10 protein-coding genes are annotated in these 15586 nt (G+C 51.8%); 7 read left to right on the forward strand and 3 right to left on the reverse strand.

Annotated features, from left to right (window positions below; genetic code table 11):
- Positions 1-99 precede the first annotated feature (99 nt).
- The 6 genes from fliD (at position 100) to ACEW81_RS05960 (ending at position 7981) form a co-directional block, all read left to right on the forward strand.
- On the forward strand, positions 100-2070 hold the full coding sequence (gene fliD / locus ACEW81_RS05935) for a flagellar filament capping protein FliD (protein ID WP_373532048.1): 1971 nt from the start codon (positions 100-102) through the stop codon (positions 2068-2070).
- A gap of 244 nt (positions 2071-2314) precedes the next feature.
- Positions 2315-3073: a hypothetical protein gene (locus tag ACEW81_RS05940; protein WP_373532049.1), complete on the forward strand. Its 759-nt coding sequence runs from the start codon at positions 2315-2317 to the stop codon at positions 3071-3073.
- 30 nt (positions 3074-3103) lie between these two features.
- Positions 3104-3988, forward strand: a complete 885-nt coding sequence (locus ACEW81_RS05945; RefSeq protein WP_373532050.1) for an HDOD domain-containing protein — start codon at positions 3104-3106, stop codon at positions 3986-3988.
- Positions 3989-4067: 79 nt separating this feature from the next.
- Positions 4068-5345, forward strand: coding sequence for a tetratricopeptide repeat protein (locus tag ACEW81_RS05950; protein WP_373532051.1), 1278 nt, complete (start codon positions 4068-4070; stop codon positions 5343-5345).
- 187 nt (positions 5346-5532) lie between these two features.
- The gene (locus ACEW81_RS05955; RefSeq protein ID WP_373532052.1) at positions 5533-6609 is read left to right on the forward strand and encodes a sigma-70 family RNA polymerase sigma factor; all 1077 of its coding nucleotides are present in this window, start codon (positions 5533-5535) and stop codon (positions 6607-6609) included.
- 205 nt (positions 6610-6814) lie between these two features.
- The gene (locus ACEW81_RS05960; protein ID WP_373532053.1) at positions 6815-7981 is read left to right on the forward strand and encodes a glycosyltransferase family 4 protein; all 1167 of its coding nucleotides are present in this window, start codon (positions 6815-6817) and stop codon (positions 7979-7981) included.
- Between the two features lie 15 nt (positions 7982-7996).
- On the opposite strand, the gene ACEW81_RS05965 is transcribed toward ACEW81_RS05960, so the two are convergent.
- Both ACEW81_RS05965 and ACEW81_RS05970 read right to left on the reverse strand, forming a co-directional pair.
- A complete protein-coding gene (locus ACEW81_RS05965; RefSeq protein WP_373532054.1) occupies positions 7997-9883 on the reverse strand; it encodes an adenosylcobalamin-dependent ribonucleoside-diphosphate reductase in 1887 nt (628 codons plus the stop codon).
- A 161-nt stretch (positions 9884-10044) separates the two neighbouring features.
- Positions 10045-12318: an aconitate hydratase gene (locus tag ACEW81_RS05970; protein WP_373532055.1), complete on the reverse strand. Its 2274-nt coding sequence runs from the start codon at positions 12316-12318 to the stop codon at positions 10045-10047.
- Between the two features lie 251 nt (positions 12319-12569).
- On the opposite strand from ACEW81_RS05970, the gene icd reads away from it, so the two are divergent.
- Entirely contained in the window at positions 12570-13802 is a 1233-nt protein-coding gene (gene icd, locus ACEW81_RS05975) for an isocitrate dehydrogenase (NADP(+)) (protein ID WP_373532056.1), read from the forward strand.
- 104 nt (positions 13803-13906) lie between these two features.
- Here icd and ACEW81_RS05980 read toward each other — a convergent pair whose 3' ends face one another.
- Positions 13907-15340, reverse strand: a complete 1434-nt coding sequence (locus ACEW81_RS05980) for a hypothetical protein (protein ID WP_373532057.1) — start codon at positions 15338-15340, stop codon at positions 13907-13909.
- Between the last annotated feature and the right edge of the window lie 246 nt (positions 15341-15586).

Here is a 15586-nt window from a genome sequence, read left to right on the forward strand (position 1 = left end):
GTAACGGTAAAAATGGGTAATTATCTTAATAGAGCTTTATGTCCAACCCAATGGCTCGATCACTGCTTTGGACTCCTGCCTAATTGAAGGATCAACCGCATGAGTAGCAATTATTCCCTGGGCGGCGTGGGAGGGTTTAACTCCGGCTTTGACGTCAATGGTATTATTTCCCAGCTATTGGCCCTGGAACAGCGTCCTATTTCGCTGATGACCCAGAAGAAAACCACCATCACCCGTCAGCAAACCGCTTACACTGCCATTCAAAATAAAACCCGAGACTTGTTTTCGGCCATTGATAAGCTGGGCAAACGCGATATTGTGACCCAGAAAACCATGTTTGAGAACATGAGGGCCACCTCCTCCGATAACAAATCGGTGAGTGCCACTGTCACCAACAATGCCGCCCCTCAAACCCTGAACGTGGAAGTGTTAACCCTGCCCACGTCTACCGTGACCAACAGCACCGCCGGGGTCAGCAAGTTTGACGGCACCATGACCAATACGGAACTGGGCATTACCGCCGGTAACTTTACCTTGTACACTCAGGTGGGAGCGACTCAAAAAGCTTACCAAGTCAGCATTACCGATGGCGATACCATTGGCGATATTCTGTCTGATATGCAAACGGCCATTCAAACCGATATTCCCGGTGCCACCGTGGGCATTGTGGACGGCAAAATCCAGATCAATCGGGGCGGAGCCGGTAACGCCGTTACATTTGGCGCAGGCGGAGATACCACTAATTTTCTGGAAAAAACATTCCTGAATACCGCCATTGCCATTGATGATGTCTCCGGCAACACCACCACCGCCTCCCAACGGGTTAGCAGTATCGATCGTGATGCCGCCGTGACCTCAGCCGATGCCAATTTGGCCACTACGGTGAACGCCAACAGCGAATTCAAAATCAACGGCGTTACCTTTAACGCCGATGGCAAATCAATCAACACCCTGATTGACGAAATCAACACCTCCGCAGCAGGCGTTACCGCCAACTTTAACCGAGGTACCAACAGCTTCCAGCTGGTGGCCAAAACCACTGGCAGTAACCTGATTAGTCTAGAAGATGTAGGTGCGGGCAATTTTCTGCAATCCATGAACTTGATTAACGGCACCGATGCCATTTCCGGTCAGGTGGCCGGAAGCAATACCCAGTTCAAGTTAAACGGTCAAACCATGTACGCCACCGGAGATACCATTGATGAAACCATTACCGGGCTTACTGGCGTTACCCTCAGCCTGAAAAAAGTGGCGGTCGGCGTAACCACCCAGGTTACCATCCAGAAAGACAACGATGGGCTGGTCAATCAAGTTGACGACATTATTAAAAAATATAATTCGGTCATTGATGAAATTGCCAAACAAACCAAAATCGATCCAGAGGCGACCAAAACCGGCGCCACCGCATCCAACGGCCCATTGGCAGGCGATACCCAGCTCAAAAACTTCCGAAACCAGTTGCGCTCCATATTTACACAATCGGTTGGGGGCGACCTGGCCAATACCGCCTTTGAGAGTTTACAGATGGTGGGCATCTCTTCCAGCCCCAGAGCGCTGGGTGCTGTGGAGGAAACCGAAACCACCGATGAAGAAGGCGATACTGAAACCCCTACCGAAACAGCCGCCGCTACCACCGCCACCGCCGATGGAAAATTGTATCTGGACAAAGCCGCTCTCAGAGCAGCCCTGGCCCTGGATCCCGAAAAGCTGAAACGCCTGTTTATTGCCCGAGATTTGGCACCCAGCACCCCCGGCATTGATGATGGCCTTGAAGGCACCTTCACCAAGTTGCAAAAACTGCTTTCCGATAAAACCTATGTGAATAACGACGGCAGAACCGGCTTTGGCGCTTTATACAATTTAAGCAACGGTGGCAAAGGCCTGTTTGGCGCTTACCAGGAATCCTCGGGTAAACGGGTCAAATCCATTGATGAAAGCATTGAACGGGCCAATAACCGGTTGGTGATTAAAGAAAAAACCTTACGCCAACAGTTTTTGGCCATGGATCGCATGGTTGGTCAATATCAGCAACAAGGTAACGCCTTGGCCAGCCTGCAAACATTTAGATAACCCCCGTTCGTCCTTATTGATTCAGATTTTCAAGATTAACCCCCACCCCCTTTCAGCGGGCCGATTTCTGTTCGGCCCGCTGAAATTTTAAGTTTGCGCTGTAAAAAACCTGAAAAATTTCTAAAAAAATATTTAATAAAACCAACGGCTCGACCGAATGACCGACTTTTAGAGGAAACACTGCATTGAACCTGACAAAGTGCCGAAACCGACAACAAGAAAAAGCCTTACAGGAGATTGCACGATGTTCGGATTCGTTCGGCTCAACCCTCAAAATTTAAAAAGCACCCCGGCTGGCATGCAACAGGAAATTCTGGTGACCAGCGAAGATATTTATCGGAAAAACCGAGGTATGGAACCGATTTTATTGCTGCGTAAAGGATTTGAACTCACACCCGATGAACTGCCCAAATTTTTAAACAGCGGCGCCCAAATCCACCAATTTTATTACAAACACACCGGTCAAATCCTGAATCCCGGCTATCAGAAGCCACGGGCCAAAAAACAGGATCGCCCCCCTTTGGCCCGAGGCATGAGCAATCCGCTAACCCAGAAGAGTTCAAGCGTTGCCCTCCAGAGGCTTCAACAAAAAAGGGTCTTGATTGTAGAGCCAGATCAAAAAAATTTAAAACGACTGATCGATTGCCTGTTCATTTGCGGAATACAGCTGGATCGGATTCATCCGGTGCGGGTAGTGTCCAGTGTTCCCTGGGCTATGGAAAAGTATCGCCCTCAAATTCTGGTTGCCAATTACGAGCTGTCCAGCAGCATTGACGGGCTGACCCTGCTTCAGGCTTTCGCCGACCTCTCTTATGTAGAGACCTTGATATTAACGGTACCCAATGGGCATCTCCTTTCTCTGGAGGAGAATGCGGCCATTGAGGCCCTAAGTCATCGAATAAAGATTAAAATACTTTCCAAGCCCGTAAGCCGTTTTGCCCTGAAACGCATTCTGAACGAACCGGCTGAGCTTACAGATTACAAAGCCTCCAACGCCTTTTAGAAAAAATCCTTAGCCTGAGAGTTCCCCCGAATGGAAAAATTCACGTCAGGATCTCATGAAATTATCCTGAAACGCATTCGGGACATTCCTTCGCTGCCCGATGTGGTGAACCGCATACTGGCAGTCATCAGCAAGCCCAATACCCCCGCTTCTGAAATCGCCAAACTGATTTCCTACGATCCCGGCCTCACCTCCAAAGTGCTTCGAATGGTCAATTCTGCGGCCTATGGCTTTCAACGACAAATCAGCTCCATTCAGCATGGCATTATGATTTTGGGCTTCAACAATGTACGAGGACTGGTGCTGAGCGCCAGCATTTTTAAATTGTTTGAAGGCCATACCCATCCCGGTGGATTGAATCATCAACAATTTTGGGAACACTCATTAGGAACAGCAGTGGCCGCTCGTCTACTGGCCACCTCCCTGCGCATTCATGAGGCCGATGATGTATTTAGCGCCGCCATGCTGCACGACATTGGCAAAGTGGTTTTAGACGTTTACTTCAAAGAAGATTATCATCTGGTTTTGAAACAGGCGGGCCAGCAAAGAATGGTGATGCACGGCAAGCCTTTTTGCCAGCTGGAAAACGCTGTTTTAGGGCTAACCCATACCGACATTGGCAGCTATTTAGCGGCCAAATGGAAATTGCCCGTGGGCATTACAGAAGTCATTCAATATCACCACACCCCGGAAAACGCCGAACATTGCGGACCCATGGTCTATCTGGTGGCCCTGGCCAATGAACTGGCCGTTCTGCAATATGAAAAACAGGGCGTGTACGATCCAGCCCATATTAGCCCCAACCTGCGCGAATATTTCGATTTGGACGATGAACGACTTCAGTTTTTTTTAAGCGCCCTAAAAACGGAAATGGATTCCGCTCAGGATTTGCTCAACGCCATTTCCACCCGTTAGGCATAGCGGGTTGTAAACTTTTCCTACAGTTTGGCCCATAACGCTCAAGATCTCCCGGCCTCCACTCGATACCGGAGGTATGTTAAAGCGTGTTTTTTTGGGATTACTGGCTGGCTTTCTACTGTTAGCCATCTGTCCGGCATTGGCCCTGGCTGACCCCATCACGGACGGGGTTCGTGCCTATAACGCCAAAAATTACGCTCGGGCGGCCCAACTTCTGCAAAGCGGCTTAAAGCAAGGTTCTGGCAATCCCAACGCCCTGTTTTATCTGGGCATGTCTTACGCCCGCCTGAATCGCTATGATGAGGCCCGTAAAGCCTTTGAATACGTACTTCAAAGCGTACCCGCCAATCACGAACTCGCTGGCAAAGCCCGAAATAACATTAATTACCTGACCAAGCAGCAAATTACGCTGGCCAGTAACAGTAACAAGGCACAAAAAATTCTAAGCACCGCGCTTTCCAGAAACAGCAAGGATAACTACCTCACCCATGTGATTCCCAGCGGTAAAATTATCCATTTTGCAACCGCTCGCATGCCATTACGGGTGTATATCGCCAGCGGCTTAGGGGTACCAGGATGGAAAGCACCCATGACCCAAGCGGTCACCAGCGCCATGCGGGCTTGGCAATCCGCCACCCGTGGCAAAGTTTCTTTCGCTCAAACCTATACCGAAAGTAACGCGGATATTATTGTGCGCTGGCAAAAGAATTTTTCAGACAATATTTTGGGAGTCAGTCCCTTTCAATCGGTGGGCGATACCATTATTCGCTCCGACATTAATTTGGCGGTGTATTACCCCGATAGCGGCACCACCATTCCGCAGGGGGAACTGGTTACCATTGCCACCCATGAAATGGGTCACGCCATTGGCCTGAAAGGACACAGCCCCTACCCAGAAGATATTATGTATTTTTCTTCCAATCACGGCACCCATCAAAGCCTCAGCCAAAGAGACGCCAACACCATTGGCATGCTCTACAAACTGGATGCCGACGTGCAGAACAACACCGGCATGAGTACCGCCCTCACCAAAAAATATTACGAGCTTTATCAGCAGGGAGTTCAGGCTCAAACTCAAAACCGGCCCACTCAGGCCATTGCCTACTATCGTCAGGCCCTGCAACTGAACCGCACGTTGGTAGACGCCAAATTTAACCTGGGGGCGGTGCTGATTAACGAAGGCAATAAAATGGTGCGTGCCAACAACCTGAGCGGGGCCAAACGAAACTTTGAAGAGGCCAAGCGGCTTTATGCCGAAGTAATTCAAACCCCCAAAGCCCCACCGGGTTCACAAGAAAATTACCAGATCGCGCAAAGTAACCTAACCGTTATTAACAACGCCTTGCAGCGATAAACAAAACAAGCGGCCCTGGGTTCCGCCCACCCTTGGCCAGCGACTTTCACAGAAGCTCCTCCAAACAACCGGGATTCATGGCGCAAACCCAACGGCGACAGACCCGCACTGCTATAATTTTTTTCTGGCATTGCCTAATAAACTTTGTACAAAAACCCACTTAACCACAACCCGATTCTGAGGTCGCATGAGCATTTCCCAGAAAAAGAAACCACCCAGCGGACGGCCACCGGCCTCCCCCACGCGAAAAGGGGCTACCCCCCTGGACAAGCCTCGTAAGCCCAAAGGCAACAACGATGAATTTATGGCGCTGGATGAAGAAAATGAAGTGTCTTTTAATGACGGGCAAGAGCGGGTTGATTTTTTTGAAGAGGAAGAAGAGCCAGAAGAACAGGAAGCTGTTCCCGTTGAAAGAGGCTCCGCCGATGATTCGGTCAAAATGTACCTTCAGCAAATTGGCAAAGTCAAACTTTTAAATTCCGAGCAAGAAATTGAGCTGGCCAAGCGCATTGCCGAAGGCGATGATGTGGCTAAAGGCCAGTTGGTCAAAGCCAACTTGCGTTTGGTGGTTAGTATTGCCAAAAAATATATTGGCCGGGGCCTCTCCTTTCTGGATTTAATTCAGGAAGGCAACTTGGGCTTGATTCGGGCCGCCGAAAAATTTGATCACAAGCGTGGGTTTAAATTCTCTACCTATGCCACCTGGTGGATTCAGCAATCCATTACCCGTGGCATTGCCGATAAATCCCGCACCATAAGGCTTCCAGTGCATATGATTGAAACCATTGGCCGCCTGAAAAAAGTAACCCGAGACATGACCCACGAGCTGAACCGCACCCCCACCAAGGAGGAATTGGCGGGGAAAATGGGCATTTCGCTGGCCAAATTGCGGTTGGTACTAAAGGCCACCCAGTCTACCATTAGCCTGGAAACGCCCTTGCACACCAAAGATGAAGCCTCTAAAATTGGTGATTTTCTGGTGGATGAAAATACGGCGTCCCCCGATAGCCGGGTGTCTCAGGAAAATCTGACCGAAGAGCTGGATAAAATTTTAGACAGCCTCCGCCCCAGAGAGCGGGATGTACTGAAACTGCGGTTTGGCCTGAACGACGGCAATAAAAGAACGCTAGAGGAAATTGGCCAGTTATTTGGGGTGTCTCGTGAACGGGTTCGCCAAATTGAAACCAGAGCCTTGAACAAACTGCGTAAAATGTGCCGCAATAACCGCAATATTAAAAGCCTTAAAAACTATTTAAGCCCCTAGCCCAACGCCTGAGAGAAAAAGCCCGCTGCTTCAGTCACGATGTGCGGTTTCCCCATTCCACGTTGTGGGGTATGATCGAAGGTATTCAACAAAATCAGTGAGTGCGTTTTAACCGTTGGCGCCAGTGTTGATCCTCAGCCGGATTTCAGGGGTTGTGAACCATCCGCCCTGACATTCCGCAGCAACCGGAAAGGCTGGTATACCCATGAAGTTGCTCTTCATTTGCCACCTCACCCAACATGCCCTGAATGATACGGTCAGGGCCATGCGCTATCTGGGCCAGGAACTGGTGCGCCGGGGGCATGAGGTCGATTACTTTTTTCGACGCGCTCAGCCCCATGAGCCGCATCGGCCCATCTCTCCGCTAGAATGGCCAGTGCGAGTGGCCCCACTGATCCGTCGAAAATGCGAACAAAAGCAGTACAACGTCATTCTATCTACCGGAACCAGCGGCTGGTGCCTGTCCTCATTTAGAGACTGGTTACTGCCACAACCCACCCGGCTGGTTTCCTGGCATTTAAAAGATGAGCTTTCCGCCCTACCCCCCAACCCGCAGGAAGCCCTTGAAGCAGCCGCCCCGCTGCCCGCATCCAAACACCAGTTAATTGAGCAACTCAGCGAGTGGACCGTGAGCCAATCGCTTAAAACGCAAGATGGTTGCTTTTTAACCGGACTGGAAGACTTGCATCAAATTCGAGCCGAGTTCCCCCAATACGCTTCCAAAGCGCTTTATCAGCCCCGAGGGGTGGCCGCTCACTTTTACAGCCCCCAACGGCTGATGGAAAAAACCAAGCTGCCTTCCAAACTGTTGCTGATTGGCAACACCGAACACGGCCACCCCATTGGGGATACTCTGGCCAAAGCCTTTCAGCGCATTTGGGAAACCCACCCTCAGGCAACGCTGACGGTGGCAGGCGCCAAATTGCCGCAAGCCGATGCCCTGTTTGCCGACTTCCCGGAACCCATGAAACCGGCCCTGAGCGCCATTCATATTCAAGAAGAAGGCCATTTGCCAGACTTATACCTTCAACACGATGTACTGATACAACCACACCCCACACCCGGCCTACCCTTAGCGGTGCTGGAAGCCATGGCCAGCGCCATGCCCGCCGTCATCGCGCAGAACCCCAATTTTCAGGAAGTGGTGTCTCATTATGAAAGCGGCATGCTGGTGCCGCCCCACGATGCAAACGCTTTGGCTGAAAGTGTGTCTCACCTGCTGGAAAACCCCCAGCTTTGCCGGGACATGGGAGAAGCGGCCTTTGAAACCGTTAGCCGTTGCTACACCTGGCATCAGGTGTGCGATATTTTTGAAGCCAACCTGACCCGCATTGTGGAACAATCCCCACAGAGCAATGCACGGCCTGATTAAAGGGTGCCTAGCTGGCTAATCGCAGGTTTCACAAACCGCAGGAGGGTCCTCTCTTGGGGGCGTTTGAACCATGGGCGATTCAGCCGTGGCCAGTAACAGGGGTTGATCCTGACGACTGTTATTGCGGTAAACCGTGACCCCTTTGATTCCCATCTCATAAGCCAGCTGAAAAGCCGCTGCCACATCGCCCCGAGTGGCCGATTGAGGCACGTTAATGGTTTTAGAAACCCCATTGTCGGTAAATGCCTGAAAAGCGGCCTGCATCCGCACATGCCACGAGGGAGCAATATCTAACGAGGTCACAAAAATCCGCTTCACCGCCTCAGGCAAGCCCTGAATTTCCGAGAGACTCCCCGCCTGAGCCACTTGTTGCAACAGGGCTTCCTGATTTTGCGGCTGTTGCTGAAGCCAACGGGCAAACAACGGGTGAACCTCTTTCAGGCGGGTATTGTTGAGCACGTTGCGGGTATAGGCCAAGGCAAATACCGGCTCAATGCCGCCACTCACCCCGGCAATCAGGCTGATGGTACCGGTGGGGGCAATACAGGTGGTGGTGGCATTGCGAATACCCACGGCTTGAATACGCTCTGCCATGGCCTGCCATTCAAGCGCACTCACTCGATGGTTTGCCCCGAGCTGCGCTTCATAGCGAGCGGTGAGCCAAGCGGCATCCTGATAACGACTGTTCACAAAATTGGGAAAAGCCCCGCGTTGCCGCGCCAAATCCACCGAGGCCAGCTTGGCCTGATAATCCATCCAGCATGCCAGCCCTTGGGCCAGTTGAATGGCCGCATCGGAATTGTAAGCGATGCCTTGTGCCATCAGACAATCCGCCCAACCCATGACCCCCAACCCAATTTTACGATTACCCGCCACCTGATGCCGGGTTTCGGGCAGGGGGTACTGATTAACGGTAATCACGTTATCCAGAAAATGCACCGCCAGCCGAACGGTGCGGGCCAATTTTTCCCAATCCAGCTGATTCCGTTCATCCAGCATATTCATTAAATTAATGGAGCCCAAATTGCAGGCCTCATACGGCAGCAAAGGCACCTCCCCGCAAGGGTTGGTGGCCGCCAATGCGCCCAAACTGGGGGTAGGATTGTCCACATTCACCCGATCCAGAAAAATCAGCCCCGGCTCGCCGGTGCGCCAGGCGCAATCCACAATGCGAGCCATTAAGCCTTGGGCGGCCACGGTTTTCACCACCTGCCCCGTAGTGGGGTGAATCAGGGAAAAATCAGCGTTGCGGGCCACCGCATCCATAAAGGCATGGGTAATACCGATGGAAATATTAAAATTGGTCACCCGCCGTAAGTCGTCTTTGGCGCTGATAAAAGCCTCCACATCGGGATGATCCACCCGCAGCAGTCCCATATTGGCCCCCTTGCGCTGGCCGCCTTGCTTGATGCTATCCACGGCGGCGTTATAGACCTCCATAAACGCAATCGGCCCAGCCGCCACTTCTCGGGTGTCTCCAACCCCATCGCCCGCAGGACGTAATTGAGAAAAGCAAAAGCCGGTGCCACCGCCGCTTTGATGAATCAAGGCGGCATGCTTGAGGCTCTCAAAAATAGAGGCCAGCGAGTCGGCAATGGGCAACACAAAGCAGGCCGATAGTTGCCCCAAAGGACGCCCTGCATTCAATAAGGTGGGGCTATTAGGCAAAAAATCCAGCCCGGCCAACATGTCATAAAACTGTTGAGCCACCCGCTCAACTGATGCGGTATCCTGCCCGTAAGCCAGTTCTCCTTGGGCCACATGCAGGGCCACCCGACAGAACAAATCGGCAGGGGTTTCGCAAATTTCTCCAGTCTGATTGCGACGCAAATAACGACGCTCAAGCACGGTGAGGCCATTGGGCAAAATATGCGGGATAAGACGATCATCAGAAGGTTGCATACAACGGCGCTCAGGATTTCGACAATGCTCAATAAAATAGTCTTAATCATAGCCCACTATGCCCAAGGTGCCCAGCCGGTTCACCCCTCTTTAAAAACAACCAGCCGCCCCGTTGAATGGGAGCGGCTGGTTGAAGCGTGTTAATCGAGAAAGTTCCGACTTTAAACGGCTGCTTTGGGGGTGTTAACAGCGTTCATGGCAGAACCCGCCTTGAACCAGCGAATTTGCTCGCTGTTCAGGGAGTGATTCAACTCGATTTTGCCGGTGGTGCCATCCTGACGGCTAACCGTGGCAATCACGGACTGTCCGGCCTTCAGGTTGTTTAACCCTGCAATGGTGAGGTGATCACCCTTGCTGAGTTGGTCATAGTCTGCCTTGTTGGCAAAGGTGAACGGCAAAACGCCCTGCTTTTTCAGGTTGGTTTCGTGAATACGGGCAAAACTGCGAGCAATGACCGCTTTCACGCCCAGAAAACGGGGAGACATGGCCGCATGCTCCCGGCTGCTGCCTTCTCCGTAGTTCTCATCGCCCACAATGATAGAGCCATTTTGCGCCTTGTATTCCTTAGCCTTTAAAGCCCAGGGAGATACGCCACGCTCCACCCCATTGACCGGCATTTTAACCGGCTCGGCGGGTTGACCCGTCATCGCATCCACCGCGCCCAACAGCATGTTGTGGCTAATGCCGGACAAGTGGCCCCGCAATGGCAACCAGTCTTTCCCAGCAGGTGAAATATGATCGGTGGTGGTTTGCCCTTTGGTTTTCACCAGCACAGGCACCTCCACAAAATCCTGACCATCCCAGGGGGCGAAAGGCGCCAGCTTTTCCAGACGGGGGCTGCTGGGGTCAATGGCCACCGCCACGGCGGAACGATCCACAGGCGGCTCCAGTAACCCTTCATGAGAAATCTGGAAACCGAGCGGTGGGAGATCCGGGGCGGTGGGCGGCTCCAGTTTCACGCCATCAATGGTATCGGTCATGGGGTTGAAGGCCGTTTTTCCGGCAATGGCCATGGCCGTTACCAGCTCCGGGCTGCCGATAAAAGCCAGCGTTTCGGCATTGCCATCATTCCGCTTGGGGAAGTTGCGGTTGAACGAGGTAATAATGGCGTTGGTTTCCCCTTTTTTAATATCGGTGCGATCCCAGTTACCGATGCAAGGGCCGCAGGCATTGGCCATGACCACGCCGCCAATATCGGTAAAGTCCTGCATCTGGCCATCCCGCTTAATGGTTTCATACACCTGAATAGAACCGGGGGTAATCAGGAAGTAGGACTTGGATTTCAAGCCCTTGGCCTTAGCCTGGCGAGCCACGTTGGCCGAGCGCTCCAAATCCTCGTAGGAAGAGTTGGTGCAACTGCCCACCAAAGCGGCGCTCAAGTTTTCCGGGAACTGACTGTTTTTCACATCAGCGGCGAACTCGGAAATTTTGCGGGCCCGATCCGGGGAGTGAGGGCCGACCACATAGGGTTCCAGCTCGGACAGGTTGATTTCCACGATTTCATCATAGTAATTTTCAGGGTGCTTCAACACCTCATCATCCGCCCGCAGATTGGCGGCGTGTTGCTCGGCCAAATCGGCAATGTCGGCCCGCTCGGTGGCCCGCAAATATGCGGCCATGCGGCTGTCAAACGGAAACACAGACGTGGTCGCTCCCAGCTCGGCGCCCATGTTGGTAATGGTACCTTTCCCGGTACAGCTAATGGTTTCCGTACCGGAGCCAAAGTACTCCACAATTTTGTTGGTGCCGCCCTTGGTGGTTAGCAGGCCGCACAGGTACAGAATCACGTCCTTGGGAGCGGCCCATCCGCTCAGTTTTCCGGTGAGATGTACTCCCACCAGCTTGGGCGCTTTCACTTCCCAGGGTAAACCGGCCATTACGTCGGCAGCGTCCGCGCCACCCACCCCAATGGCCACCATGCCCAAACCACCGGCGTTGGGGGTGTGGCTATCGGTGCCAATCATCAACCCACCCGGAAAAGCGTATTTTTCCAGCACTACCTGGTGAATAATGCCACTACCGGGCTTCCAGAAACCCATGCCGTACTTGGCGGCAGCGGAGCGCAAAAACTCATAAACTTCCCGGTTTTCCTCACAAGCCCGCTCCACATCGGCGGCGGCACCGGAATGAGCCCGAATCAAGTGATCGCAATGCACGGTGGAAGGCACCGCCACCACTTCCCGATTGGCCTGCATGAACTGCAGAATGGCCATTTGGGCAGTGGCATCCTGCATAGCCACCCGGTCCGGCTGCAGGGATAAAAAGGTTTCGCCCCGCACCAGTCGCTCGGGGAAATTTTCGGGGATTAAATGGGAAAACAGAATTTTTTCTGCCGCCGTTAAAGCGGTTTTGCCAAAGTGTTGCTTGGCCTTTTCAAGACTGGCGCTGAGTTTGGCGTAATGCCGTTGAACTATTTCAGTTGAGGTACCGCTCATGGGTGGTCTGTCTCCTATCCAAATTTTTAGATCTGCCGGATTTTACGACTCTGTCTCCCTTGATTCTACTTCGGTCACAGATTAGCGGCAAGACAAACCGCTACAAGCATAGTTTTATGCTCTTTGCAGACCCAAATAGCCGCAAATGGGTTCACAGGCGAGCCTTTTGTCCCGACCGGCGATTTTGTGTTAAATTGAAAGGAGATCATGCATGTATCGTTTCAAGCTACCGAGTGGAGGCATTTTTAACTATGGCAGGCGAAAAAATTACCATTAATTCCGATTTATCCCTTAACGTCCCCGATCACCCCATTATTCCCTACATTGAAGGCGATGGCATTGGGGTGGACATTTGGCCAGCAACCCAAAATGTACTGGATGCCGCCGTTGAAGTTGCCTACCACGGCAAGAAAAAAATTGTATGGAAAGAAGTACTGGCTGGCGAAAAGGCGTTTAACCAAACCAATAGCTGGTTGCCAGAAGAAACCAACGAAGCCATTCGCGAATACAAAGTGGCCATTAAAGGACCCTTGACCACCCCTGTGGGCGGCGGTATCCGCAGCCTGAACGTGGCCTTACGTCAAATTCACGACTTATACGCCTGTGTGCGTCCCGTACGATGGTTTCAGGGCGTTCCCGCCCCGGTTAAAGAACCTCAGAAGCTGGATGTGGTCATCTTTCGGGAAAACACCGAAGACATTTACCTGGGTATTGAATTCCAGGAAGGCACCGAAGACGCCAAAAAAATCATTGGCTTCCTGAAGTCCGAATTCAACAAGGATGTCCGCCCGGATTCCGGCATCGGCATTAAACCCATCAGCGTGGAAGGCACCAAGCGTCTGGTTCGCCGGGCCATTAACTACGCCATTGCCAACCAAAAAACCGTGGTCACGCTGGTGCATAAAGGCAACATCATGAAGTTCACCGAAGGCGCCTTCCGGGACTGGGGCTACGAAGTGGCTCGCCAGGAATACGCAGAGCAAGTGATTTCCGAAGCCGATGTGTGGGACAAGCACAACGGCAAAGTACCTGCCGGTAAAATCATGATTCAGGATCGCATTGCGGATGCCATGTTCCAGCAATTGTTGCTGCGCCCGGATGAGTATCAGGTGATTGCCACCATGAACCTGAACGGCGATTATCTGTCGGATGCTTGCGCGGCACAGGTTGGCGGATTGGGACTGGCTCCCGGCGCTAACATCGGCGATCATTCCGCCCTGTTTGAAGCCACCCACGGCACCGCCCCCAAGTACGCCGGTCAGGATAAGGTGAACCCCGGCTCCCTGATTCTATCGGGTGTCATGATGCTGGAGCACTTGGGCTGGACGGAAGCCGCCAAACTGGTGGTAGACGCCTTTGAAAAAACCATTGCCAGCGGCAAGGTCACTTACGATTTAGAGCGCCAGATGAGCAACGCCACCTTGGTGAGCTGCTCAGGCTTCGCCAACGAAATTGTGAACAACCTGAAACTGGTTCGAGTTTAGGCATTTAGCCTCAACCCAATTAAAAAGGGAGCGTCTAACAACGCTCCCTTTTTTTAAGGTGATGCTGGCTGGAAATATTCCATCATTTATTCACAAGAAAGCATTTACTCAGGGGCTCTTCGTCCAGAAAACCAGTTTGAAACACGCTGAGAAATACTTTCAGGTTGAGCCGCCCCCGTGGCGTTATGGCGCGTTAAGGAAGATTCTGATAAATCAGAGCGGGCGCTACCGAAAGAAGACCCGGACAAATCAGAACGAGCGCTACCGAAAGAAGACCCGGACAAATCAGAACGGGCGCTACCGAAAGAGGAAGCCTCATCGCCAAAAGAAACAATCGAAGTACCACTGGATGCGTCCTTAAAAGTGCTGCCAGAACGAATGGACTGAGCATCCATTGCTGGAGGCTCCATAGGGATCCCCCCGTTTTTCACCTGTTGGATCACGTTTTGACGATAATGAATTTTAGTAGCCGTTTGCTCTTTAAACGTATCCAGAAGCTGAACCCGTAAATTTTCTTTGCCCTGTATCATCTGATCCATGGCTTTTAGCTCAGCGTCACTGGCATTTTTCAGTTTTTTAAAGCCACGTTGTAATTTAATGTCATTAATATCGGCCTGGAATTTTTTATCCAGTTCCAGGTAAGTTTTGCGAGTTTTGGCTTTGGGCCATTGCGCCTTTGCCTCCAGCAATTCCAGCTCTGCCTTGGCACCATTGCGGGCGTTCAGTTTCGCAATACCATCGGTACCACTTCGGCCATTGGTAGCGGGCAAGGGCTCATTGGCCTTCTTGTAAATATCCTGATATTTTGCTGCAAATATTTTGGTGTTCATATCCAAAGTGGGTAAATTTTCTACGTCGTTGCGGCCTTTCCAGGTTTGCGGGTTTAAAGGGTTAAAACCGGCTGATGTGACCGAGGAAAAACCGGACTGAAAGCGACTGAGCAATTTAGCGCTACCCAATTGCCAGATATTTTGAGACTGGACCCCATCGGCGGATACAAATTTATTGCCGCCCCATAAGGATTTCAAGCGCCCCGTTATGCCCAGCGACTGACCGGGCGCCCCACTGCTCAGTGTAAATTCCTGACCGTTCAAGGTTACTTTTTTAGGCGTGAATTTTAAACCCAGTAAACTGGCCGCCGTGGCAAAAAAGCCTTCTCCCACCGCTTCAGTGTCGCCGTTCGCCGCCCCGTTCAACATTTGAAAACCACCAATGCCAGCCCCCAAAGCAGCCAGCGGAATCAGAGCAGCGCCACCCGTGGCCCAAACCAAAGCACCGGCGCCAACAGTGGTGGCTAACCCCTGCAGGGTGAATAAGCTTTTAACGGTATTAATGGCCCCATTGGCAATCCCTTGCAAAAATCCGGCTACGCCTTTTTTCTTAGGCGCCCCAGAGCTCAAAAACTGATCGGAGCCCACCCCACTGCCCGGTGGATAAATACCCGAAGGAAAAGGCTGGGAGCCAACGCCAGGAGAACCACCAACGCCTCCATAGCCACCGTATCCACCAAAACCCCCGCCATACAAACCATAACCCATGCTGTATCCTCCCAATATGCTCAATGGCTTCCACACCCAGGCCATCAAAACCCCATGTAAATGTATAAAAACAAAAAGGCCACTTTTGTTGTTATCGGCTATTCAATTAATTCCGATCAAAAAACAAACGGTTCACTTCAAAAAAATAACGCCGATCCAGATGGATCGGCGCAAAAAATATTCATTACAATAGAATGAATTGGGTACAAGCATGGGGGTTAGAAGAGCCCGTCCGCCTGTTTCATT

This window comes from Vampirovibrio sp. (assembly GCF_041737375.1).
In the GTDB taxonomy this organism is placed as follows: Bacteria; Cyanobacteriota; Vampirovibrionia; order Vampirovibrionales; family Vampirovibrionaceae; genus Vampirovibrio.

Coding starts and splice junctions, on each gene's coding strand:
- fliD (WP_373532048.1), top strand. CDS start 100: ATGAGTAGCAATTATTCCCTGGGCGGCGTGGGAGGGTTTAACTCCGGC.
- ACEW81_RS05940 (WP_373532049.1), top strand. CDS start 2,315: ATGTTCGGATTCGTTCGGCTCAACCCTCAAAATTTAAAAAGCACCCCG.
- ACEW81_RS05945 (WP_373532050.1), top strand. CDS start 3,104: ATGGAAAAATTCACGTCAGGATCTCATGAAATTATCCTGAAACGCATT.
- ACEW81_RS05950 (WP_373532051.1), top strand. CDS start 4,068: ATGTTAAAGCGTGTTTTTTTGGGATTACTGGCTGGCTTTCTACTGTTA.
- ACEW81_RS05955 (WP_373532052.1), top strand. CDS start 5,533: ATGAGCATTTCCCAGAAAAAGAAACCACCCAGCGGACGGCCACCGGCC.
- ACEW81_RS05960 (WP_373532053.1), top strand. CDS start 6,815: ATGAAGTTGCTCTTCATTTGCCACCTCACCCAACATGCCCTGAATGAT.
- ACEW81_RS05965 (WP_373532054.1), bottom strand. CDS start 9,883: ATGCAACCTTCTGATGATCGTCTTATCCCGCATATTTTGCCCAATGGC.
- ACEW81_RS05970 (WP_373532055.1), bottom strand. CDS start 12,318: ATGAGCGGTACCTCAACTGAAATAGTTCAACGGCATTACGCCAAACTC.
- icd (WP_373532056.1), top strand. CDS start 12,570: ATGGCAGGCGAAAAAATTACCATTAATTCCGATTTATCCCTTAACGTC.
- ACEW81_RS05980 (WP_373532057.1), bottom strand. CDS start 15,340: ATGGGTTATGGTTTGTATGGCGGGGGTTTTGGTGGATACGGTGGCTAT.